This window comes from Mycobacterium sp., assembly GCF_049802695.1.
Lineage (GTDB): Bacteria > Actinomycetota > Actinomycetes > Mycobacteriales > Mycobacteriaceae > Mycobacterium.
Genome location: NZ_JBARMY010000357.1, coordinates 1 through 22536, shown reverse-complemented (window position 1 = coordinate 22536; position 22536 = coordinate 1). Strand labels below are relative to the sequence as shown.

Annotated in this window: 20 protein-coding genes and 1 pseudogene; 16 read left to right on the top strand and 5 right to left on the bottom strand. The window is 66.9% G+C overall.

What is annotated here, in order from left to right:
* The first annotated feature begins 81 nt into the window (after positions 1 to 81).
* Positions 82 to 1263, top strand: a complete 1182-nt coding sequence (locus tag WA317_RS14880; RefSeq protein WP_425173761.1) for a cysteine desulfurase family protein — start codon at positions 82 to 84, stop codon at positions 1261 to 1263.
* A complete protein-coding gene (gene mnmA / locus WA317_RS14875; protein WP_425173757.1) occupies positions 1260 to 2336 on the top strand; it encodes a tRNA 2-thiouridine(34) synthase MnmA in 1077 nt (358 codons plus the stop codon). The genes WA317_RS14880 and mnmA overlap by 4 nt, the downstream gene beginning before the upstream one ends.
* Before the next feature lie 8 nt (positions 2337 to 2344).
* Here the strand turns inward: mnmA and WA317_RS14870 are convergent, their stop codons facing one another.
* Positions 2345 to 2983 carry a sensor domain-containing protein gene (locus WA317_RS14870; RefSeq protein WP_425173756.1) on the bottom strand — a complete coding sequence of 213 codons (639 nt, stop codon included), beginning with the start codon at positions 2981 to 2983 and terminating at the stop codon, positions 2345 to 2347.
* Between the two features lie 118 nt (positions 2984 to 3101).
* On the opposite strand from WA317_RS14870, the gene WA317_RS14865 reads away from it, so the two are divergent.
* The 4 genes from WA317_RS14865 to ligA all read left to right on the top strand — a co-directional run bounded on the left by WA317_RS14865 (position 3102) and on the right by ligA (position 7201).
* The gene (locus WA317_RS14865) at positions 3102 to 4115 is read left to right on the top strand and encodes a methionine synthase (RefSeq protein WP_425173755.1); all 1014 of its coding nucleotides are present in this window, start codon (positions 3102 to 3104) and stop codon (positions 4113 to 4115) included.
* Positions 4116 to 4188: 73 nt separating this feature from the next.
* Positions 4189 to 4680 carry an SRPBCC family protein gene (locus WA317_RS14860; RefSeq protein ID WP_425173754.1) on the top strand — a complete coding sequence of 164 codons (492 nt, stop codon included), beginning with the start codon at positions 4189 to 4191 and terminating at the stop codon, positions 4678 to 4680.
* Positions 4677 to 5012 carry an ArsR/SmtB family transcription factor gene (locus WA317_RS14855; protein WP_425173760.1) on the top strand — a complete coding sequence of 112 codons (336 nt, stop codon included), beginning with the start codon at positions 4677 to 4679 and terminating at the stop codon, positions 5010 to 5012. Before WA317_RS14860 ends, WA317_RS14855 begins: the two co-directional genes overlap by 4 nt.
* An 89-nt stretch (positions 5013 to 5101) precedes the next feature.
* Positions 5102 to 7201 (top strand): NAD-dependent DNA ligase LigA, encoded by a 2100-nt coding sequence (ligA, locus tag WA317_RS14850; protein ID WP_425173753.1) that lies wholly within the window; start codon positions 5102 to 5104, stop codon positions 7199 to 7201.
* 48 nt (positions 7202 to 7249) lie between these two features.
* Here ligA and WA317_RS14845 read toward each other — a convergent pair whose 3' ends face one another.
* The gene (locus WA317_RS14845) at positions 7250 to 7906 is read right to left on the bottom strand and encodes an amino acid-binding protein (RefSeq protein ID WP_425173752.1); all 657 of its coding nucleotides are present in this window, start codon (positions 7904 to 7906) and stop codon (positions 7250 to 7252) included.
* A gap of 165 nt (positions 7907 to 8071) precedes the next feature.
* Here WA317_RS14845 and gatC point away from each other — a divergent pair, with 165 nt between their 5' ends.
* The 4 genes from gatC (at position 8072) to gatB (ending at position 12572) form a co-directional block, all read left to right on the top strand.
* Complete coding sequence (gene gatC / locus WA317_RS14840) at positions 8072 to 8371, top strand: Asp-tRNA(Asn)/Glu-tRNA(Gln) amidotransferase subunit GatC (RefSeq protein ID WP_425173751.1); 300 nt, start codon at positions 8072 to 8074, stop codon at positions 8369 to 8371.
* Positions 8368 to 9849 carry an Asp-tRNA(Asn)/Glu-tRNA(Gln) amidotransferase subunit GatA gene (gene gatA / locus WA317_RS14835; RefSeq protein ID WP_425173750.1) on the top strand — a complete coding sequence of 494 codons (1482 nt, stop codon included), beginning with the start codon at positions 8368 to 8370 and terminating at the stop codon, positions 9847 to 9849. The genes gatC and gatA overlap by 4 nt, the downstream gene beginning before the upstream one ends.
* 97 nt (positions 9850 to 9946) lie before the next feature.
* Complete coding sequence (locus WA317_RS14830) at positions 9947 to 10978, top strand: ATP-dependent 6-phosphofructokinase (RefSeq protein WP_425173749.1); 1032 nt, start codon at positions 9947 to 9949, stop codon at positions 10976 to 10978.
* Between the two features lie 79 nt (positions 10979 to 11057).
* Entirely contained in the window at positions 11058 to 12572 is a 1515-nt protein-coding gene (gene gatB, locus WA317_RS14825; RefSeq protein ID WP_425173748.1) for an Asp-tRNA(Asn)/Glu-tRNA(Gln) amidotransferase subunit GatB, read from the top strand.
* Positions 12573 to 12610: 38 nt separating this feature from the next.
* Here the strand turns inward: gatB and WA317_RS14820 are convergent, their stop codons facing one another.
* The gene (locus tag WA317_RS14820) at positions 12611 to 13732 is read right to left on the bottom strand and encodes a PQQ-dependent sugar dehydrogenase (protein WP_425173747.1); all 1122 of its coding nucleotides are present in this window, start codon (positions 13730 to 13732) and stop codon (positions 12611 to 12613) included.
* Positions 13733 to 13900: 168 nt separating this feature from the next.
* Between WA317_RS14820 and WA317_RS14815 the strand changes: the two genes are divergently transcribed.
* The gene (locus WA317_RS14815) at positions 13901 to 14740 is read left to right on the top strand and encodes a DoxX family protein (RefSeq protein WP_425173746.1); all 840 of its coding nucleotides are present in this window, start codon (positions 13901 to 13903) and stop codon (positions 14738 to 14740) included.
* 60 nt (positions 14741 to 14800) lie between these two features.
* Here WA317_RS14815 and WA317_RS14810 read toward each other — a convergent pair whose 3' ends face one another.
* Positions 14801 to 15139 (bottom strand): PH domain-containing protein, encoded by a 339-nt coding sequence (locus WA317_RS14810; protein ID WP_425173759.1) that lies wholly within the window; start codon positions 15137 to 15139, stop codon positions 14801 to 14803.
* Between the two features lie 366 nt (positions 15140 to 15505).
* Between WA317_RS14810 and WA317_RS14805 the strand changes: the two genes are divergently transcribed.
* From WA317_RS14805 to WA317_RS14785, 5 genes are all read left to right on the top strand, one after another.
* Positions 15506 to 17428, top strand: coding sequence for an acetolactate synthase large subunit (locus tag WA317_RS14805; protein ID WP_425173745.1), 1923 nt, complete (start codon positions 15506 to 15508; stop codon positions 17426 to 17428).
* 49 nt (positions 17429 to 17477) lie between these two features.
* Positions 17478 to 17996 (top strand): acetolactate synthase small subunit, encoded by a 519-nt coding sequence (gene ilvN / locus WA317_RS14800; protein WP_425173744.1) that lies wholly within the window; start codon positions 17478 to 17480, stop codon positions 17994 to 17996.
* A 68-nt stretch (positions 17997 to 18064) separates the two neighbouring features.
* Entirely contained in the window at positions 18065 to 19066 is a 1002-nt protein-coding gene (gene ilvC, locus WA317_RS14795) for a ketol-acid reductoisomerase (RefSeq protein ID WP_425173758.1), read from the top strand.
* A 122-nt stretch (positions 19067 to 19188) separates the two neighbouring features.
* Positions 19189 to 20775, top strand: a complete 1587-nt coding sequence (gene serA, locus WA317_RS14790; RefSeq protein ID WP_425173743.1) for a phosphoglycerate dehydrogenase — start codon at positions 19189 to 19191, stop codon at positions 20773 to 20775.
* Positions 20776 to 20791: 16 nt separating this feature from the next.
* A complete protein-coding gene (locus WA317_RS14785; protein WP_425173742.1) occupies positions 20792 to 21811 on the top strand; it encodes a 3-isopropylmalate dehydrogenase in 1020 nt (339 codons plus the stop codon).
* Positions 21812 to 21992: 181 nt separating this feature from the next.
* On the opposite strand, the pseudogene WA317_RS14780 reads toward WA317_RS14785, so the two are convergent.
* Positions 21993 to 22493: pseudogene (locus tag WA317_RS14780) on the bottom strand (MFS transporter); the annotation flags it as partial.
* Positions 22494 to 22536: the final 43 nt, after the last annotated feature.

Sequence of the window (22536 nt, the reverse complement as noted above, 5' to 3'; positions counted from 1 at the left end):
ACTTGTTCAAGGTGGCTCCGCAGCTCACCGAGGCGGTCAAGGCCCGTAAGGGCTGAGCCCGCCGCCACGCGGGATGTCGTCATGGTGTACCTCGATCACGCCGCCACCACCCCGATGCATCCCGCTGCCATCGAGGCGATGACGGCTGTGCTGGCAACCGTCGGTAACGCCTCCTCGTTGCACACCACGGGGCGGGCGGCGCGGCGGCGGATGGAGGAGTCCCGGGAGCTGATCGCGGCCAAGCTCGGCGCGCGGCCCTCAGAGGTGATTTTCACCGCCGGTGGCACCGAAAGCGACAATCTCGCCGTCAAAGGCATCTTCTGGGCCCGCCGCGGCGCCCAGCCGCATCGCCGGCGCATCATCGTCACCGCGGTGGAACACCATGCGGTGCTCGACTCGGTGATGTGGCTCGCCGAACACGAAGGCGCCGAAATCACCTGGCTGCCCACCGGCCCGGACGCGTCGGTGTCGCCGGCGGCCTTGCGCGACGCGCTGAAGGCCGGCGACGATGTCGCGCTGGTCTCGGTGATGTGGGCTAACAACGAGGTCGGCACGATCATGCCGATCGCCGAGTTGGCGGCGGTGGCAGCCGAATTCGGTGTGCCGATGCACAGCGACGCCGTCCAGGCGGTGGGGCAGCTGCCGGTCGGCTTCGGCGTCAGCGAGCTGTCGGCGATGAGTGTGACCGCGCACAAGTTCGGTGGTCCGCCGGGAGTCGGTGCCTTACTGCTGCGCCGGGACGTCGACTGTGTGCCGCTCTACCACGGCGGCGGTCAGGAGCGCGACATCCGCTCGGGCACCCCTGACGTGGCCGGCGCGGTGGGAATGGCGACGGCGGCGCAGATCGCCGTCGACGGGCTGGAGGCGAACAGCGCGCGGTTGCGTCTGCTGCGCGACCGGCTGATCGACGGTGTGCTGCGCGAGATTCCCGACGCGCACCTCAACGGTGCCCGCGGCGCGCTGCGGCTGCCCGGCAACGCCCATTTCTCTTTCGCCGGCTGCGAAGGTGATGCGTTGCTGATGTTGTTGGACGCCAACGGCGTCGAGTGTTCGACCGGGTCGGCCTGCACCGCCGGCGTGGCGCAGCCGTCGCATGTGCTGATCGCGATGGGCAGCGATGCGGCCAGCGCTCGCGGGTCGTTGCGACTGTCGTTGGGACACACCAGTGTCGATGCCGATGTCGACGCGGTGCTGCAGGTGCTGCCCGCAGCGGTGGCCCGTGCGCGGCAAGCCAGCCTGGCCGCGGCGGGAGTCTCGCCGTGAGGGTGCTGGCCGCGATGAGCGGTGGGGTGGACTCGTCGGTGGCCGCGGCACGCATGGTCGACGCCGGGCACGACGTGGTCGGCGTACATCTGGCGCTGTCGTCGGCGCCGGGCACGTTGCGCACCGGGTCGCGCGGCTGCTGCTCGAAGGAAGACGCCGGCGATGCCCGTCGGGTGGCCGACGTGCTGAACATCCCGTTCTACGTGTGGGACTTCGCCGAGCGCTTCCAGCAAGACGTCATCGACGATTTCGTGTCGTCCTACGCCCGGGGCGAGACGCCCAACCCGTGTGTGCGCTGCAATCAGCGGATCAAGTTCTCGTCGTTGTCGGCCAAAGCCGTGTCGCTGGGCTTCGATGCGGTGGCAACCGGCCATTACGCCCGGTTGTCCGGTGGCCGGCTGCGTCGCGCCGTCGACCGCGGCAAGGACCAGTCGTACGTGCTGGCCGTGCTCACTGCTGATCAGTTGCGCCACGCGTCGTTTCCGATCGGCGACACCCCGAAACCGCAGATCCGCGCGGAGGCCGCCCGTCGCGGCCTGGCGGTCGCCGACAAGCCCGACAGCCACGACATCTGCTTCATTCCGTCCGGCGACACCCGGGCTTTCCTGGGCGCGCGGATCGGCGTACGCCGCGGTGCGGTGGTCGATGCGCAGGGGACCGTGCTCGCCGAGCACGACGGGGTGCACGGGTTCACCATCGGCCAGCGCAAGGGGCTGGGGATCGCCGGCCCCGGACCGGACGGTCGTCCGCGTTATGTGACCGCCATCGATGCCGACACCGCCACCGTGCATGTCGGCAACGCGGCTGCACTGGATGTGTGGACACTGACCGGGCATTCGCCGGTGTTCACCTCCGGAGCGGCGCCGACGGGCCCCGTGGAGTGTGTCGTTCAGGTGCGGGCACACGGCGAAACCGTTGGCGCAGTAGCGGAATTGAGTGGCGACAAACTTGACGTACAGTTGCGGGCACCGCTGCGCGGAGTGGCGCGCGGCCAGACGCTGGTCTTGTACCGACCGGATCCCGCCGGCGACGAGGTGATCGGCAGCGCGACCATCGCCGGCGTGGCGGCTTAACCGGCCCCTCAGTCGGGCACTTTGGCCGCAATGTTCGTTATCACGATGTCGGACACCGACCCCGGGAAACCGCAGAAGGTGACTTCCAGCAGAACCGTCGACTTGACCCGGTAGTCGCGCCCGCAACCGCCCGGGCGGGTATGCAACGACTGCTCGTCGGCGCTCCACTCGCCGATCAGCAGCGATCCCTTCGAACTGGTCGCGCAGCCGTCGACACTTGCGACCAGGGCGTCGAAAGCGTGCTGAGCGGTGCCGGCATCCCGATAGCCGCCGGCGCCCTCGGAGATCAGAGCGCTCTTCGGTGGGTCCTGAAACGTCGTCTTGTGGAACTGCTCGATTTCAGACCCGAACGTCGCTGTTTCCGCGAAGACGAACCGGCACTGCGGCGGTACCTCATCGGCCAGGCTGTCCACGTCCACCGGGCTCGTGCCGTCCATGGAGGGAACGATCGTCAAGTCATCACCGGCACCGGTGATGGCCCGCATTCCCACTTGATCCAACAGCACCTCGTCGACGTCGACACCCGAATGGGGCAGTTCGCCGAACCCGGGCACCGCCGCGCCGCCCACGACGCGGGTGCAGGCCGCGGTGAGCAACACGACGCCGCACCAGAGCAGCCGTCGGGTACCTCTCGCCCTGTACGCCATGCCCGGATTCCCGCCCTGCGGATGTATTCCACTCGAGTCTAGCCGGGCCATCCGCTCGGCGCATGACCAGCGAAGACCCTGGCCGAGCCGGTGGCGGCCGGTCGAATACTGTTGGCCGATGAGTATTTTCGCGACGGGCAGCGGCATCGGATCATGGCCGGGCACTGCGCCCCGGCAGGCCGCTGAAGTGGTCGTCGGTGAGCTGGCCGACGCGCTGGCCCACGTCGTCGAGCTGCCGGCCAGGGGAGTGGGGGCCGACATCATCGGGCGGGCCGGCGCACTGCTGGTCGACGTGGCCATCGACACGGTGCCGCGGGGTTATCGCATCGTGGCCCGTCCCGGGGCGGTGGCACGTCGAGCGGCCAGCCTGCTCGATGAGGACATCGACGCCTTGGAAGAGGCGTGGGAGCTGGCCGGCTTGCGCGGCAAAGAGCACCCGGTGAAGGTCCAGGCGCCCGGCCCGATCACGCTGGCCGCGGAACTGGAGCTGAGCAACGGACACCGGGCGATCACCGACGTGGGCGCGGTCCGCGATATCGGTGCATCGCTGGCCGAGGGGGTGGCTGTCCACCGCGCGACGGTCGCTCGCCGGCTCGACACGCCGGTCGCAGTGCAGTTCGACGAGCCGTTACTGGCGACCGCGCTGGCCGGCCGGCTGTCCGGGGTGACTGCGTTGAGCCCGGTCGAAGCGATTGACGAGACATTGGCCACCGCACTGCTCGACACCTGTGTCGCTGCGGCAGGCGCCGAGGTAGTGGTGCACAGCTGCGCTGCAGAGTTACCGTGGAAGGTGTTGCAGCAGAGTGTGATTCATTCGATATCAGTGGACGCGGGCACGCTGCGGGCCGCCGATCTCGACGGCCTCGGTGAGTTCGTCGAAGCCGGCCGCACGGTCATGCTGGGCGTGGTGCCGGCGACTGAACCGGGGCGGCGTTTGTCGGTGGAAGAAGTCGCCGCCGCCGCCGTCGCGGTGACCGATCGGATCGGCTTCGCCCGCGCGGCGCTGCGGGATCGGATCGGTATCACGCCGGCCTGCGGCTTGGCGGGTGCGACGCCGCAGTGGGCGCGCACGGCGATCGAACTTGCCCGCCGGGCCGCCGAGGTAGTCGCCGAAGACCCCGACGCGATCTGAACCCCGTAGGCAACCGTTTGGTTGCGCTAAGTGCTTCGGGATGTTGTACTCATATGCAACCAGGAGGTTGCATATGAGTACAGACCGGATCGAGAAGCAGGTGACGTTGCGCGCGCCGCTGGACCGGGTGTGGCGGGCGATCAGCGACGCCGAGGAATTCGGGCGGTGGTTCGGGGTCCGCTTCGACGGCCCTTTCGTCGCCGGGACGTCGGTCACCGCCACGATCGTTCCGACCCTCGTCGACGACGAGGTGGCCAAGCTTCAGGAATCGGATACCGGAAAGCCAAGTACCTGGCAGATCGTCGCGGTCGAACCGCAGCGACGGTTCGCCTACCGCTGGCATCCGTTCGCCGTGGATCGCGGCATCGACTATGACCGCGAGTCCACCACCCTGGTGGAGTTCACCCTGTCCGAGACGTCCGACGGTGTGCTGCTGAGGATCGTGGAATCCGGGTTCGACGCACTACCCGATTCCCGAAGGGGCGCTGCCTTCGAGGCGAACAGCGACGGCTGGGCCAAGCAAGCCGAACTGGTCCGCAGATACCTGGCGTGGCACAAAGTATGACCGGGGCGAGCGCAGTCGAGCGGGCGGCGCCGCTCTTCGACGCTCTGGGGGATCCGAACCGATTGCGCATCATCGCGCGGCTGTGTGACGGCGGTCCCGGGTCCACAGCACACGTGACGGCATCGGTTCCGATCACGCGACAGGCGGCCACCAAGCATTTGGATCTGCTGGCGGCCGTGGGTCTGGTCCGCAGCAGCCGCCGGGGACGGGAACGCATTTGGACGGTACATACCGAACCGTTGGCTCAGGCCAGCGATTACCTGGAGCAGCTGTCGCGTCGTTGGGATAGCGCTATCGAAGGGTTACGCGCGTACGTCGAGGATGACGCGTGACGGTCTGACCGATTTGCGGCTGAGATCGTCGTGGCCTGTCGCGCAAAGCTCGTCCGCTGCTTGTCTGGGGGCTCCGATAGCCTGCCAAGGTGAGCTCACCCGAAGCCGACCCCGTCGAGCCCCAGGTGCGGCGGCAATGGCGCGAACTGGCCGATGAGGTGCGCGAACACCAGTTCCGCTACTACGTGCGCGATGCGCCGGTCATCTCCGACGCGGACTTCGACCAGCTGCTGCGGCGGCTCGCCGAGCTCGAAGACCGGCGCCCCGAGCTGCGCACGCCCGATTCGCCGACCCAGCTGGTCGGCGGTGCCGGCTTCGGCACCGACTTCACCTCCGCCGACCACCTCGAGCGGATGCTTTCGCTGGACAACGTGTTCAGCGCCGAGGAATTCGACGCCTGGGCAGCCCGCATCCGCGCCGAGGTCGGCGTCTCCGGTTCTCAAGACGTGCCATACCTGTGCGAGCTCAAGATCGACGGTGTCGCACTGGCGTTGGTCTACCGCGGCGGCCGCTTGGTTCGAGCGGCAACCCGGGGTGACGGCCGCACCGGCGAGGACGTCACATTGAACGCGCGCACCATCGACGACGTCCCGGAGCGGCTGACGCCCGCCGACGGCTATCCGCTGCCCGAAGTCCTCGAGGTGCGTGGTGAGGTGTTCTTCCGGTTGGCCGATTTCGAGGCGCTCAACGCCGCACTGGTCGAGGACGGAAAGACGCCGTTCGCCAACCCGCGCAACAGCGCCGCCGGGTCGCTCCGGCAGAAGGATCCGGCGGTAACCGCCCGCCGGAAGTTGCGGATGATCTGCCACGGGCTGGGACATATCGAGGGGTTCCGGCCGCCCACTCTGCACGACGCTTATCTGGCGCTGGCCGCATGGGGGCTACCGGTCTCCGACCACACCACCCGGGTGAACGATGCGGCAGCGGCCCTGGACCGCATTCACTACTGGGGTGAGCATCGGCACGACGTGGCGCACGAAATCGACGGCGTGGTGGTCAAAATCGACGACGTGGCGCTGCAACGCAGGCTGGGGTCCACCTCTCGCGCGCCCCGGTGGGCGATCGCCTACAAATATCCACCGCAGGAAGTGCAGACCAAACTCCTCGACATCCGGGTCAACGTCGGGCGCACCGGACGGGTGACTCCCTTCGCGTTCATGACGCCGGTGAAGGTGGCCGGGTCCACTGTCGGGCTGGCCACCTTGCACAACGCCTCGGAAGTCAGGCGCAAAGGAGTGTTGATCGGCGACACCGTGGTGCTCCGCAAAGCCGGCGACGTCATCCCCGAGGTGCTCGGGCCTGTCGTCGATCTGCGCGACGGGTCTGAGCGTGAATTCATCATGCCCACAGAATGTCCTGAGTGCGGCACCACGCTGGCGCCGGCCAAGGAAGGTGACGCGGACATCCGTTGCCCCAACGCCCGGTCCTGTCCGGCACAGTTGCGCGAGCGGGTGTTTCACGTCGCCGGCCGCGGTGCGTTCGACATCGAGGGGCTGGGTTATGAGGCGGCCGTCGCACTGTTGAAGGCGGACGTCATCAGCGACGAGGGTGACCTGTTCAGCCTGAGCGAAGACGACCTGCTGCGCACCGAGCTCTTCCGGACGAAGGCCGGTGAACTGTCGGCCAACGGCCGACGCCTGCTGGAAAATCTCGCCAAGGCCAAGGCGGCGCCGCTGTGGCGGGTGCTGGTGGCGTTGTCGATCCGTCACGTCGGGCCCACCGCTGCCCGTGCCCTGGCAACGGAATTCGGCAGCCTGGAGGCGATCACGGCCGCGTCGACCGAGCAGTTGGCCGCGGTCGAAGGCGTCGGACCGACGATTGCCGCGGCGGTCACCGAATGGTTCACCGTCGACTGGCATCGTGCGATTGTCGACAAGTGGCGCGCCGCGGGTATGCGGTTGGCCGACGAACGCGACGCGAGCGTGCCGCGCACGCTGGAGGGCCTGACGATCGTCGTCACCGGTTCGCTGACCGGCTTCTCCCGTGACGGCGCGAAGGAGGCCATCGTGGCCCGCGGCGGCAAGGCCGCCGGCTCGGTGTCGAAGAAAACTTCCTACGTGGTCGCCGGCGACTCGCCCGGGTCGAAATACGACAAGGCCGTCGAATTCGGTGTGCCGATCCTCGACGAGGACGGCTTCCGAGAGCTGTTGACGCACGGTCCGCCAGCGGCCGTGACGTCACCGGACTGAACTGACATTCAGCGACATCACCGGGCAAAGCGCCGCGTCGGTCGCGGCTCAGTGCAACAGCGTCGCCACGATCCCGGCCAGGTAGCCCAACCGAGCCACCTCGGACGGCCGGAACTCCGGGCCGCCGGGCCGGCCCAGCACCACCGCCAGATCGGGCGCTCCCAGCGGGGCGGCGACCAGGGTGGTGTCCAGATCGCGCCAAACCTGCGGCACCCAGTCGTCGGTCGCGTCCAGCGCCGCGGCTTGCTCCAGCGGCATCCAGGGGGTCGCGTTCAGCCTGGTCTCCGGGGCGCCCGGACTGCCCACGACGCTCTGTATCCCGCCGTGAACGCTGCGCACGATGGTGCACCAGCCCACCCTCAGCACCCTCGGCGCGTCGTCGGCGAGCACCTGCAGCTGCGAGTCCTTGTCGGCCACGGCGACGTGGTCAAGGAGCTCCAACTCGCGGTGAGCTTCCAGCAGACCGGTGTGCGGGCGCACGGTGTCCACCCGCACACCGTGCAGCGCCTCTGCCGCGGTGATCAGACTGTCGGGCATCGCTCCCGGGGGTAGGTCCACCACCAGGTCATCGATGGCATACCCGGATGCGCGTTCAACCACGTCCAGCGACAGGATGTCGGCGCCGACCGATCCCAGCGCCACCGCCAGCGACCCCAGGCTGCCCGGCCGGTCAGCCAGCTGAACGCGCAGCAGATAAGAGGACACGGGCAACACTGTCGCACAGCAGCGCGCGCATGGCATTTCCGTGATTGCCCGGTTCCTCCTCCCGCCGCTGGGCGGCGGGCATCGTCGCCGGGCCAGGGGTGATTGCCCGGCTCCTCCTCCCGCCGCTGGGCGGCGGGCATCGTCGCCGGGCTAGGCTTTTCCCTCGTGTCCCAGATCTCCCGCGACGAGGTGGCCCACCTGGCGCGGCTGGCCCGGCTGGCGTTGACCGACACTGAACTGGACAGCTACGCCAGACAACTCGACGCCATCCTGACCCACGTAAGTGCCATCCAGGCCGTCGACGTCACCGGCGTCGAGCCGACCGACAACCCGCTCAAAGACGTCAACGTCACCCGCCCGGACGAAGCCACCCCCTGCCTGTCCCAGCAGGAGGCGCTGGCTGAGGCGCCCGAAGCCGTCGACGGACGCTTCGCGGTTCCGCAAATTCTCGGGGAAAGCCAGTGACAGACCTCATCCGGCTGGATGCCGCGACCCTGGCCGCCAAGATCGCCGCCAAAGAGCTGTCGTCCACCGAGGTCACGCAGGCCTGCCTGGACCAGATCGCGGCGACTGACGATCGTTACCACGCGTTCCTGCACGTGGCCGCCGAGGAAGCGCTGACAGCCGCAGCCGCCGTCGATGAAACGCTGGCCGCCGGTGAGCAGCTACCGTCGCCGTTGGCCGGCGTACCGCTGGCGCTCAAAGACGTGTTCACCACCGTGGACATGCCCACGACTTGCGGATCGAAGATCCTGGAAGGCTGGCGTTCCCCGTACGACGCCACACTGACGACGCGGTTGCGCGCGGCGGGAATCCCTATCCTGGGCAAGACCAATATGGACGAGTTCGCGATGGGCTCGTCGACCGAGAACTCGGCTTACGGCCCGACCCGCAACCCGTGGGATGTCGAACGGGTGCCCGGCGGCTCGGGGGGCGGTAGCGCCGCGGCACTGGCCGCATTCCAGGCTCCGCTGGGCATCGGAACCGACACCGGCGGATCGATTCGCCAGCCCGCCGCACTGACTGCCACCGTCGGGGTCAAGCCCACCTACGGGACGGTGTCGCGCTACGGCCTGGTGGCCTGTGCTTCGTCACTGGACCAGGGCGGTCCGTGTGCGCGAACGGTTTCCGACACCGCGCTGCTGCATCAGGTGATCGCCGGACATGACGCCCGCGACTCCACTTCGGTCGATGCGCCGGTGCCCGATGTGGTTGGCGCGGCGCGGACGGGCGCGGACGGCGATCTACGCGGCGTGCGAATCGGTGTGGTGCAACAATTACGCGGCGAGGGCTATCAGCCCGGGGTGCTGGCGTCGTTCAACAGCGCCGTCGAGCAGCTCACCGCGCTGGGCGCTCAGGTGTCCGAAGTCGACTGCCCGCATTTCGATTACGCACTGGCCGCGTATTACCTGATCTTGCCGTCAGAGGTGTCGAGCAATCTGGCCCGCTTCGATGCGATGCGGTACGGGCTGCGGGTCGGCAACGACGGCACGCACAGCGCCGAAGAGGTGATGGCGCTGACCCGCGCCGCCGGGCTCGGCCCGGAAGTCAAGCGGCGCATAATGATCGGGACCTATGCTTTGTCCGCGGGCTATTACGACGCCTACTACAACCAGGCGCAGAAAGTGCGTACATTGATCGCCCGCGATCTCGATCAGGCCTACCAGTCCGTCGATGTGCTGGTGTCACCGGCGACGCCGACCACCGCTTTCCGGTTGGGCGAGAAGGTCGACGATCCACTGGCGATGTACTTATTCGACTTGTGCACCCTGCCGCTGAATCTGGCCGGTCACTGCGGCATGTCGGTGCCGTCCGGATTATCGCCGGACGACAACCTGCCGGTCGGGCTGCAGATCATGGCGCCCGCCCTCGCCGATGACCGCATCTACCGCGTGGGCGCCGCCTACGAAGTCGCTCGCGGACCGTTGCCCTCGCCGATCTAGGCTCGATTGTCCGGCTCCTCCTCGGGCCGTGCCCGCCCGCATCGTCGCCGGACTGGGATCCGCTGCCGCAAGTCTCCGCAGGGGGCAAGATGAAGGCATGCGCATCGGAGTTCTCACCGGCGGCGGCGACTGTCCGGGGCTCAACGCGGTCATCCGGGCAGTAGTGCGCACCTGCCATGCGCGCTACGGATCATCGGTGGTCGGATTCCAGGACGGCTGGCGTGGACTGCTGGAAAATCGTCGTATTCAACTGCACAACGACGAACGCAATGACCGGCTGCTCGCCAAGGGCGGCACGATGCTGGGCACCGCCCGGGTTCATCCCGACAAGCTTCGAGCCGGCCTGGACCAGATTATGCAGACTTTGGACGACAACGGCATTGACGTGCTGATCCCGATCGGCGGTGAGGGAACATTGACCGCCGCGCACTGGCTGTCCGAGGAGAATGTCCCGGTCGTCGGTGTGCCCAAAACCATCGACAACGATATCGATTGCACGGACGTGACTTTCGGACACGACACCGCGTTGATGGTCGCGACCGATGCCATCGACCGGTTGCACAGCACCGCCGAATCACACCAACGGGTCATGCTGGTCGAGGTGATGGGCCGGCATGCCGGTTGGATCGCCCTGAACGCCGGGTTGGCTTCCGGCGCGCACATGACGCTCATCCCCGAGCAGCCCTTCGACATCGAAGAGGTGTGCCGGTCGGTCAAGCGGCGTTTTCAGCGCGGCGACTCTCACTTCATCTGCGTGGTGGCCGAAGGAGCCAAACCGGCGGAGGGCTCCATGAAACTCGCCGAGGGCGGACTCGACGAATTCGGTCATGAGCGCTTCACCGGTGTGGCCGCGCAGTTGGCGGCGGAGGTGGAGAAACGCATCAATAAGGACGTCCGCGTGACCGTGCTGGGCCATGTGCAACGCGGCGGTACGCCGACTGCCTATGACCGGGTGCTGGCAACCCGGTTCGGGGTCAACGCCGCCGATGCCGCGCACACCGGCGAGTACGGCATGATGGTGTCGCTGCGCGGCCAGGACATCGGCCGGGTGGCGCTTGCCGACGCGGTGCGCCAACTCAAGCTGGTGCCGCAGAGCCGGTACGACGACGCGAGCGCTTTCTTCGGTTGATTCGTCTCACCTGTCCTGTTGCGCCGGCGGAACAGGACGCAGCGATCCCAGCGATGGTCCGCCAACTAGAATCGGCTCCATGACGATTGCCGCCAGGGCGTCGGAGGCCCAGCTGCTCGACTACGACGAGGTGCTCGCACGCTACGACCCGGTGCTGGGCCTCGAGGTGCACGTCGAGCTGTCGACGGTCACCAAGATGTTCTGCGGCTGCCTTACGGCATTCGGCGCCGAACCCAACACTCAGGTTTGCCCGGTCTGCCTGGGTCTGCCCGGTTCGCTGCCGGTGCTGAACGAGGCGGCAGTGGAGTCCGCGATCCGGATCGGCTTGGCACTGAACTGTGAAATCGTGCCGTGGTGCCGGTTCGCCCGGAAGAATTACTTCTATCCGGACATGCCGAAGAATTACCAGATTTCGCAATATGACGAGCCGATCGCCGTCAACGGCTACCTGGACGTGCCGCTGGACGATGGCAGCACTTGGCGGGTGGAAATCGAACGCGCGCACATGGAGGAGGACACCGGCAAGCTGACCCACGTGGGCAGCGAAACCGGCCGCATCCACGGCGCGACGACGTCGCTGATCGACTACAACAGGTCCGGCGTGCCGCTGATCGAGATCGTCACCAAACCGATCGTGGGAACCGGGTCACGGGCGCCGCAGATCGCGCGAGCGTACGTGACCGCTCTGCGGGATCTATTGCGCGAGTTGGGTGTATCAGATGTGCGGATGGATCAGGGCTCGATGCGCTGTGACGCGAATGTGTCGCTGAAGCCGACCGGTGCGATCGTGTTCGGCACCCGCACCGAGACCAAGAACGTCAACTCGCTGAAAAGTGTTGAAGTCGCGGTGCAATTCGAGATGCAGCGCCAAGGGGCAGTTCTGGAATCCGGTGGCCGGATCACGCAGGAGACCCGCCACTTCCACGAGGCTGGGTACACCAGTCCCGGCCGCACCAAGGAGACCGCTGAGGATTACCGGTATTTCCCCGAGCCCGACCTAGAGCCCGTCGCGCCCAGTGCTGAACTCGTCGAGCGGCTGCGCCAGACCATCCCCGAAATACCCTGGTTGCGCCGCAAGAAGATTCAGCAAGAGTGGGGCGTATCCGACGAAGTGATGCGTGATCTGGTCAACGCCGGCGCCGTGGAGCTGGTGACGGCCACCGTGGCACAGGGCGCGTCGAGCGAGGCGGCACGCGCCTGGTGGGGCAACTTCCTGACGGAGAAGGCGAAGGAAGCCGGCATTGGCCTCGACGAGCTGGCCATCACTCCGGAACAGGTCGCCGCGGTCGTGGTACTCGTGGACGAGGGCAAGTTGTCGAACAAACTGGCCCGCCAAGTATTTGAGGGTGTGCTGGCCGGCGAGGGCGAACCCGAGCAGGTGATGACCACACGGGGACTGGCCGTGGTCCGAGATGATTCGCTGATCCAAGCCGCCGTCGACGAAGCGCTAGCTGCCAATCCCGACGTGGCGGCAAAGATTCGCGGCGGCAAAGTGCAAGCCGCAGGCGCCATTGTGGGCGCGGTGATGAAGGCGACGAAGGGTCAGGCCGATGCGGCGCGGGTGCGTGAACTGGTGCTCGCCGCCTGCAGCTGAGCGGTTCAGAACAGGCTGGCCAGAGTCGCGAATCCGGGTCAGGTCTTATCGTCGTTGTTGCGGGGGAACCCGCCGCCCTGCGGGAAGAGCGGGAATACAACGTCGTCGAGTTTTTCCGCGTCGCCGGCCGTTTTGTTGACTGTCGCGCCCCAGACGTTGCCGTCCAGAGACATTCGCAAAGCCCACGCATGAGCATGGGTGTCTTGGCGGACCACGTCGGGATCCCCGGTGACGGCCCCGGTTGCCGGCGCCAGGCGCACCGCCACTGTCTGTTTGGTGTTGATCAGGTTCACCAGCACGGTGCCGTCTAGCGCCGCGCAGCCGGCCACGCCCGGCCGGTTCGGCCAGGTCCATACCGTCGACACCTTCGAGTCTTTGGTGATGCGCTGCAGGCGATCCGCGTCGGGCGCACGGTCGGTGACGTACAGCGAGCCGTCAACAGGGTCGATGCACATACCACCGCCGGCGCCGATGCCGGACAGCGCGGTGGTCTGTGGCGCCTGGTTGACGGTGGTCGGCTGTTCGATGCGCAACACTTTGCCTGCCAGCGAGGCAGGATCGGCAGCCAGCGCCGGACTGCCCGCGTCGCCGGTGAGCACGACCAGCGTGGTCGGGCTGGTGAAGATCAACGCCCCGGTATTGCCGGTGGCGCCCTTCGGGACGCCAGTCAAGATGGTTTTGGGAATATCGTCGTCGGCAACGCGAATGACCCGGTTGTCGGTGGGCGTGCTGATGTAGGCGTACATCAGCCGATCCTGCGAGTACGTCGGTGACAGCACGATGTCCATCAGCCCGCCGTCGCCGGACGGATCGACCGGGATGATCGTTTTGACCTTCGGCTCCGCGTTGACCGAAACCTCTTTCACAGCGCCGGTGACGCGCTCGGCCACCAGCGCCGATTTGCTGTCGGGGCCCATGATCAGCCCGCTGGTGCTTTCCAGGCAGCCCTGCATCACGCCAGGTGCGGGGCATTCCTTGGGAAACGGATTGGGCGGTAGCGGCGGCGGTGGCGGCGGTTTGGACGTCTGCTGCGGTTGACGTTCCGGCTGGGTGGTGAACGGCTGCGACTGGTTGTCGTCGAAACGCGCGCAGCCGGCGGCGAACAGCAGCAGCGCGCACAGGGCAGCCAACCCACGCCGACCCGGCCACCGCAACAGCATGACCGCAAGATTACGGATATTCGGACTCGGTTGCCGACGACGGGTGCCGCAGGTTTGCCGCTTCCCGGCCCCGTTTTGGGTCACAGCTATGGCGCGACTCGCGGAATAATCGGCAAAAGCGCCGCTCAAATCCCCAATTCAGCAGCGAATGCCCTTAACCTGACACGCGTGACCAGTCATTCTCATGACGCTACGTGGCGGCGGCCGGACGAGTCCTCGGCGCCAACAGCGGGACGCCCGGCCGGGGCAAGCCTGGTTGACCCCGAAGACGACCTGCCGTCAGCCAACTATGCAGGCGATTACGAGACCACCACAATTCCGTATTACAGCGCCCGGACGGACAATGCGGCGCTCCCTCGGTACGGCCTGGCAAACACTCACGAATCGCTGCCGTATGCGCAGTCATCGCCCGAGCAACACGACGCGGCGTTCGGGCCGGCCGATAGCGACGCGGACCTCGAGCATGACCGGGCACGGCTCGACGGTCGGCGAGGTACGCAGGACCTTGGCCTCCTCGTCCTGCGGATGGGCCTGGGCGTGGTGCTGGTCGCGCACGGACTGCAGAAACTCTTCGGCTGGTGGGGTGGCGAGGGATTGGCCGGATTCCGTAACTCGCTATCCGATATCGGCTATCAGCACGCCGACATCCTCACCTATTGCGCGGCGGGCGGCGAAATAGCGGCCGGAGTGCTGCTGGTGCTCGGACTGTTCACTCCGCTGGCCGCCGCCGGTGCACTGGCCTACCTGATCAACGGTCTGGTCGCCGGTATGGCCGGTCAGAACGGCCGATCGTTCCCGTTCTTTCTGCCCAACGGCCACGAATACGAACTAACCTTGATCGTCGCCACCGTCGCGGTCATCTTGGTCGGGCCCGGCCGGTACGGCTTCGACGCCGGGCGTGGCTGGTCGCGCCGGCCGTTCATCGGGTCCATGGCCGCGCTGCTGGTGGGCGTCGCCGGGGGCATCGCGGTCTGGGTGTTGCTCAACGGCGCCAACCCGGTGGCGTAGCGGCGACCGCAAAGTCGGCCTAGCCGAGTGCAGCGGGTCGCCGCGAATGGACCACGTCGTTCAGCGATACGGGTTGGGCACCCGCCCGGCACTGGCCTCGGTCAACAGCGGCAGCGTCGCAAAAGTCACCGCTGGCAACCGTAGTTCGGTGCCGTCGGTGAGTTGTGCGCGCGCCCACGAACCTTTGCTGAACCGCAGCCCGTCAATGTCCGCCCAGCGCAATGCCCGGCTGCCCAGCAGCGTTCGCGCCGTGACGCCCTGGTCGCCAGCGACCGTGCGCAACCGAATGATCATTGCGGACAGGATCACCGGCACCGCGAGCAGCGGTGCAGTCAGCGGCCAGGTGAACACCGGGATCAACAGTCCCAGGGCGAAGAAGCCAACGGCGAAGTGCGCCATCGGTGAGATCTTCAGGACCACCGGCGACGGCGCGGGATGTTCTTCGGACGACCCGGATGTCACGCATGCATCATTTCACTTGCCGGGCGACAGCTTTTGCGGCGCGGCCCGGTTGCCCGGATTTGACTGCTGACCTGTGCGGAGACTACCGTCGAACGCTGTGGAGACCCGTAAAATGCTTGTAGTACTTGGTCGGCGCGTTGGTGTCTGACCAGCCGAAGCAGGCCTTCAGCATTTGAAGCGGTCCAGCACCAACGCGCAACCCTCGTGCAGCAGCTGAGCTGACGGGGGTTTTTTGTTGCCCGGCTTCGGCACATCGCGATCGAGCACACCCAGAGCTGACTCAAAAGGACGTAAGAGGACACAGTGAGCGCACCCACTACTCGACAAACGTCGACTGCACCGGACGGGCCGCAGCAGGCCAATGGCGCGCCGGCGTCAGTGAAGGCCGCCCAGGCGGTGGCGGCAGAATCGCAGCGGTCGCCTGGATCCCGACCGACACCGCCAATCAGCAAAACCGTTGCGCCGGAGCAACTCAACGGCGCACAGTCGGTGATCCGGTCGTTGGAGGAACTCGACGTCGAGGTGATCTTCGGCATCCCCGGCGGCGCCGTACTGCCCGTTTACGATCCGCTGTTCGACTCCCAGAAGCTGCGCCACGTACTTGTCCGGCACGAGCAGGGTGCTGGTCACGCCGCCAGCGGCTACGCGCACGCCACCGGCAAGGTCGGAGTGTGCATGGCCACCTCCGGACCCGGCGCCACCAATCTGGTGACACCGCTGGCTGACGCGCAGATGGACTCCATCCCCGTCGTCGCCATCACCGGGCAGGTCGGGCGTTCGCTGATCGGGACGGACGCCTTTCAGGAGGCCGACATCTCCGGCATCACCATGCCGATCACCAAACACAACTTCCTGGTGCGCAGCGGCGATGAAATACCCCAGGTGCTCGCCGAGGCCTTTCACATCGCGGCGAGCGGCAGACCCGGCGCGGTGCTCGTCGACATCCCCAAGGACGTGTTGCAGGGCCAGTGCACCTTCAGCTGGCCGCCGCGGATGGATCTGCCCGGATACAAGCCGAACACCAAACCGCACAACCGCCAGATCCGGGAAGCCGCCAAGCTGATCGCCGGCGCGCGCAAGCCGGTGCTCTACGTCGGCGGAGGAGTGATCCGCGGCGACGCCACAGAGCAGCTTCGCGAACTGGCCGAGCTGACCGGTATCCCGGTGGTCACCACGTTGATGGCCCGTGGCGCGTTCCCCGACAGCCACCCGCAGAACCTGGGTATGCCGGGCATGCACGGTACCGTCGCGGCGGTGGGGGCGCTGCAGCGCAGCGACCTGCTGATCGCGCTCGGCACCCGCTTCGATGACCGGGTCACCGGAAAACTCGACTCCTTCGCCCCTGAGGCGAAGGTCATCCACGCCGACATCGACCCGGCGGAGATCGGCAAGAACCGCCACGCCGACGTGCCGATCGTCGGTGACGTCAAAGCCGTGATCACCGAACTGATCGCCGCGTTGCACCACGATGCGGCCCCCGGCAGCGTCGGAAACGACAACATCGCGCAATGGTGGGACTACCTGAATGGTGTGCAGTCGACCTACCCACTGAGCTACGGCCCGCAGAGCGACGGCAGCCTGAGTCCGGAGTACGTGATCTCGACGCTGGGCGCCATCGCCGGGCCCGACGCCGTGTACGTCGCCGGCGTCGGTCAGCACCAGATGTGGGCGGCCCAGTTCATCAGCTACGAAAAGCCACGCACCTGGCTGAACTCCGGCGGTCTGGGCACCATGGGTTACGCCGTCCCGGCGGCCATGGGCGCCAAACTCGCCCGTCCCGAGGCCGAGGTGTGGGCCATCGACGGTGATGGCTGCTTCCAGATGACCAACCAGGAGTTGGCCACCTGCGCGATCGAGGGCGCGCCGATCAAGGTCGCGCTGATCAACAACGGCAACCTCGGCATGGTGCGCCAATGGCAGACGCTTTTCTACGAGGAGCGTTACTCCCAGACCGACCTGGCCACCCACTCCCACCGCATCCCCGACTTCGTGAAGCTGGCTGAGGCGCTCGGCTGCGTCGGATTGCGTTGTGAGCGTGAGGAAGACGTCGTCGATGTCATCAAACAGGCCCGGGCCATCAACGACCGCCCGGTGGTCATCGACTTCATCGTCGGTGCCGACGCGCAGGTGTGGCCCATGGTTGCCGCCGGAACCAGCAATGACGAAATCCAGGCGGCGCGCGGCATTCGACCCCTGTTCGACGACGAGAGCGAAGGCCACGCCTGATGCGCGCCGGCGACGATGCAGAGCGTAGCGATGAGAAGGAGCGGCGCATATGAGCGGGTCGACGACATCGCCGACGCACACGCTTTCGGTTCTCGTCGAGGACAAACCCGGTGTGCTCGCCCGAGTGGCGGCGCTGTTCTCCCGGCGGGGATTCAACATTGAATCGCTGGCCGTGGGTGCCACCGAGCAGAAGAACATGTCGCGCATGACTATCGTGGTGTCCGCCGAGGAGACGCCACTGGAGCAGATCACCAAGCAGCTCAATAAGTTGATCAACGTCATCAAGATCGTCGAGCAGGACGAGGACAACCTGGTTGCCCGCGAGTTGGCGTTGATCAAAATACGCGCCGACGCCGGCTCCCGCAGTCAGGTCATCGAAGCGGTGAACCTGTTCCGCGCCAAGGTCATCGACGTCTCGCCCGAGTCGCTGACCATCGAGGCCACCGGGACGCCGGCGAAGATCGAGGCGCTGCTGCGGGTGCTGGAGCCGTACGGTGTCCGCGAAATAGTCCAATCCGGCCTGGTATCGCTGTCGCGCGGACCACGCGGCATGGGCAGCGCCAAATAACTCTCGAGCCAGACAAACATTGATGTTGAAAAAAGGAGATAACTGACGTGGCAGCAGAAGCAGTGGAGATGTTCTATGACGACGACGCCGACCTGTCGATCATCCAGGGCCGCAAGGTCGGTGTCATCGGGTACGGCAGCCAGGGACACGCCCACTCGCTGAGCTTGCGGGACTCGGGTGTGCAGGTGCGGGTCGGCCTGAAAGAAGGCTCCAAGTCCCGGGATAAGGTGACCGAGCAGGGGCTCGACGTCGACTCACCCGCCGAGGTGGCCAAGTGGGCGGACGTCATCATGCTGCTGGCTCCCGACACCGCGCAGGCCGACATTTTCAAGAATGAGATTGAGCCGCATCTCGATTCAGGTGACGCGCTGTTCTTCGGCCACGGGCTCAACATCCACTTCGATCTGATCATGCCGCCCGCCGACGTCACCGTGGCGATGGTGGCACCCAAAGGGCCCGGTCACCTGGTGCGCCGGCAGTTCGTCGACGGCAAAGGCGTGCCGGCCTTGGTCGCGGTTGCCCAAGACCCGACCGGTGAAGGTCTGGCGCTGGCGCTGTCTTACGCCAAAGCTATCGGCGGCACCCGCGCCGGCGTCATCAAGACGACCTTCAAAGACGAAACCGAGACCGACTTATTCGGCGAGCAGAGCGTGTTGTGCGGCGGGGCCGAAGAATTGGTCAAAGCAGGCTTCGAGGTGATGGTCGAAGCCGGCTACCCCGCCGAATTGGCGTACTTCGAGGTGCTGCACGAGCTGAAGCTGATCGTCGACCTGATGTATGAGGGCGGCATCGGCCGGATGTACTACTCGGTGTCCGACACCGCCGAGTTCGGCGGCTACCTGTCCGGTCCGCGGGTGATCGACGCTGACACCAAGGAGCGGATGCGTGACATCCTGCGTGACATCCAGGACGGCACCTTTGTCAAGAAGCTGGTCGCCGACGTCGAGAACGGCAACAAGCAGCTGCACGAATTGCGCAAGCGCAGCGCCGAACACCCCATCGAGGTCACCGGTAAGAAGCTGCGTGACTTGATGAGCTGGGTCGACCGGCCGATCACTGAAACGGCCTGATCCGCGTCGAGCGTCACGCCAGCGTGGCCGTGGCCGGGCAGTGCCACTCCAGCGTGACGTTCGGCGCGGTGCGGGCGCCCCACCGCGTTCAGCGGTTCAGCGGGCCCCACTAGGCTGGCCGGGTGAGCCTGCCAGTTGTTCTCATCGCCGACAAACTTGCCGAATCAACCGTTGACGCCCTGGGCGACCAGATCGAAGTCCGCTGGGTCGACGGTCCCGACCGGGACAAACTGCTGGCGGCGGTTCCCGACGCCGACGCGCTGCTGGTCCGATCGGCCACCACCGTCGACGCCGAGGTGCTGGCCGCGGCACCCAAGCTGAAGATCGTCGCCCGCGCCGGTGTGGGACTGGACAACGTCGACGTCGACGCCGCCACCGAACGGGGCGTGCTGGTCGTCAACGCGCCGACGTCGAACATTCACAGCGCCGCCGAGCACGCCTTGGCGCTGCTGCTGGCCGCGGCCCGCCAGCTCACCGAGGCCGACGCCTCGCTGCGTGCCCACACTTGGAAGCGGTCGTCGTTCTCCGGCACCGAGATCTTCGGCAAGACCGCCGGGATCGTCGGACTGGGCCGCATCGGACAACTGGTAGCCCAGCGCCTTGCCGCTTTCAACGCCCACATCGTGGCCTACGACCCGTACGTGTCGCACGCGCGTGCCGCCCAACTGGGCATCGAGCTGCTCTCACTCGACGAGTTGCTCGGCCGCGCCGACTTCATCTCGGTGCACCTGCCCAAGACGCCGGAGACGGCCGGCCTCATCGACAAAGAGGCGCTGGCCAAAACCAAGCCGGGCGTTATCATCGTCAACGCCGCCCGCGGCGGCCTGGTGGATGAGGCGGCGCTGGCCGAAGCCGTGACCAGTGGCCATGTGCGGGCCGCCGGTATCGATGTGTTCGCCAGCGAACCGTGCACCGACAGCCCGCTGTTCGACCTGCCCCAAGTGGTGGTCACGCCGCATCTGGGTGCCTCCACCGCCGAAGCGCAAGACCGCGCGGGCACCGACGTCGCCGAGAGCGTGAAACTGGCATTGGCCGGCGAGTTCGTTCCCGACGCGGTCAACGTGGGCGGCGGAACGGTCAGCGAAGAGGTGGCGCCCTGGCTGGACCTGGTGCGCAAACTCGGTCTGCTGGCCGGCGCCTTGTCCGACCGGCTGCCGGTGTCGCTGTCGGTGCAGGTGCGCGGCGAGCTTGCCTCCGAAGACGTTGAGGTGCTGCGACTTTCGGCGCTGCGTGGGTTGTTCTCAGCGGTCATCGAGGACCAGGTGACGTTCGTCAATGCTCCGGCAATCGCCGAAGAACGCGGCGTCGCCGCCGAGCTCAGCACAGCGTCGGAAAGCCCCAATCACCGTAGCGTCGTCGACGTGCGGGCGGTGGCCGCCGACGGGTCGTCGGTCAACGTCGCCGGCGCCTTGTCCGGGCCGCAGCAGGTGGAGAAGATCGTGCAGATCAACGGCCGCAACTTCGATCTGCGCGCGCAGGGCACCAACCTCGTCATCAACTACACCGATCAGCCGGGGGCACTCGGCAAGATCGGTACGTTGCTCGGCACAGCCGGGGTCAACATTTACGCCGCGCAGCTCTCTCAGGACGCCGAAGGGCCGGCCGCGACGATCCTGCTGCGCCTCGACCGCGACGTGCCCGCCGAAGTGCGATCGGAGATCAGCGCAGCGGTGAACGCGAACAAACTCGAAGTGGTCGACCTGTCATGACCGCCGAGGAGCGCCGGTGAAGCTGGCGATCATCGCCGGCGACGGCATCGGCCCCGAGGTCACCACCGAGGCGGTGCGGATTTTGGACGCGGTGCTGCCCGGCGTGCAGAAGACGAACTACGACCTGGGCGCGCGGCGCTACCACGCGACCGGTGAAACTCTGCCGGAGTCGGTCCTCGGTGAACTACGCGCACACGACGCGATCCTGCTCGGCGCGATCGGTGATCCCTCGGTCCCGAGCGGGGTGCTCGAGCGCGGGCTGCTGCTGCGCCTGCGCTTCGAGCTCGACCATCACGTGAACCTGCGACCGGCTCGGCTCTACCCCGGGGTGAGCAGCCCGCTGAAGGCTGATACTGACCAACCCGACATCGACTTCGTCGTGGTGCGCGAGGGAACCGAAGGCCCCTACACCGGCACCGGCGGCGCGATCCGAGTCGGCACCGCCCAGGAAGTGGCCACCGAAGTCAGCGTGAACACCGCCTTCGGCGTGCGACGGGTGGTGCGCGACGCATTCGAGCGGGCCCGTCAGCGCCGCAACCACCTCACCCTGGTGCACAAGACCAATGTGCTCACCTTCGCCGGAGCGTTGTGGTGGCGAACCGTGCAGGAGATCGCGGAACAACATCCCGAGGTCGAGGTGGCGTATCAGCACGTCGACGCCGCGACGATTCACCTGGTCACCGACCCCGGTCGCTTCGACGTCATTGTGACCGACAACTTGTTCGGCGACATCATCACCGACCTGGCCGCCGCGGTGTGCGGCGGTATCGGTCTGGCCGCCAGCGGCAACATCGATGCCACGCGGACCAACCCCTCGATGTTCGAGCCGGTGCACGGCAGCGCGCCGGATATCGCCGGTCAGGGAATCGCCGATCCGACGGCGGCGATCATGTCCGTGGCGTTGTTGCTTTCTCACGTCGGCGAAGACGCCGCCGCCGGACGCGTTGATCGGGCTGTTGCGGATTTTCTGGCCAATCGAGGGAACGAACGGCTCTCCACCGCCGAAGTCGGCGAACGGATTGCCAGCGGGCTCTGATCTCCAGTCCGGGCGGTACCACCTCGGCCGGCACCAGTGGTGCTGCCGCCAGCGGGAATAGACCGCACAACGCGAACGCCGCCGGGTAGCCGGCCGCGGTGATCACGGCGCCGAAGACAGGCGGCCCGGCAGCCGCCGCGAGTCGCTGAAAGGTGTTCTGCGCGCCGAGCGCACGTCCGCTCCAGAACGGTCCGGCGTATTCGGTGATCGCTACCGACTCCAGCCCGTTGTCGAGCGCGGCGATCACCGCGGCGACGATCATCAGCTCGACGGCGATCGCCCAGCCCAGGTGATCGGTGAAAGCCAGCGCCAGTAGGGCCAGCCCGCCGGTGACGGCCACGATGCGTACCGGGCGCAACCGAGAACCGACCCGGTCCGACCAACGGCCGACGATGACGCGGCCAACCGCGCCGAGCAGCTGCGACGCCGTGACCAGGACACCGGCCGACTCAATTTCCCAGCCGTGGTTGTTGATCAGCCAGACCAGCATGAACGTCACCGTCACGGTCTGCGGCATCATCAGCAGCGCCGAGGCCGCATGTATCCGCCGCAGCACGCTCGTGCGGCGATAGGGATTGCTCAGTTCCTCGTCGGTGGCCGTTGCCAGCGATTTGCGCGGCGGGTCGATGACGCCGATGGCGGCGGCTACCGCCGATACCGTGCACGCCAGCGCCGGGAACATCAGCCCCGCGCCGGCGCTACGCTCGCCCAGCTCGGGAATGATG

Bases quoted from the DNA above. Each gene is read 5' to 3' on its own strand.
- ilvC (WP_425173758.1), top strand. From the start codon at position 18,065: ATGTTCTATGACGACGACGCCGACCTGTCGATCATCCAGGGCCGCAAG.
- ilvN (WP_425173744.1), top strand. From the start codon at position 17,478: ATGAGCGGGTCGACGACATCGCCGACGCACACGCTTTCGGTTCTCGTC.
- WA317_RS14865 (WP_425173755.1), top strand. From the start codon at position 3,102: ATGAGTATTTTCGCGACGGGCAGCGGCATCGGATCATGGCCGGGCACT.
- WA317_RS14860 (WP_425173754.1), top strand. From the start codon at position 4,189: ATGAGTACAGACCGGATCGAGAAGCAGGTGACGTTGCGCGCGCCGCTG.
- WA317_RS14870 (WP_425173756.1), bottom strand. From the start codon at position 2,983: ATGGCGTACAGGGCGAGAGGTACCCGACGGCTGCTCTGGTGCGGCGTC.
- gatB (WP_425173748.1), top strand. From the start codon at position 11,058: ATGACGATTGCCGCCAGGGCGTCGGAGGCCCAGCTGCTCGACTACGAC.
- WA317_RS14820 (WP_425173747.1), bottom strand. From the start codon at position 13,732: ATGCTGTTGCGGTGGCCGGGTCGGCGTGGGTTGGCTGCCCTGTGCGCG.
- WA317_RS14830 (WP_425173749.1), top strand. From the start codon at position 9,947: ATGCGCATCGGAGTTCTCACCGGCGGCGGCGACTGTCCGGGGCTCAAC.
- WA317_RS14880 (WP_425173761.1), top strand. From the start codon at position 82: ATGGTGTACCTCGATCACGCCGCCACCACCCCGATGCATCCCGCTGCC.
- WA317_RS14855 (WP_425173760.1), top strand. From the start codon at position 4,677: ATGACCGGGGCGAGCGCAGTCGAGCGGGCGGCGCCGCTCTTCGACGCT.
- WA317_RS14810 (WP_425173759.1), bottom strand. From the start codon at position 15,139: ATGGCGCACTTCGCCGTTGGCTTCTTCGCCCTGGGACTGTTGATCCCG.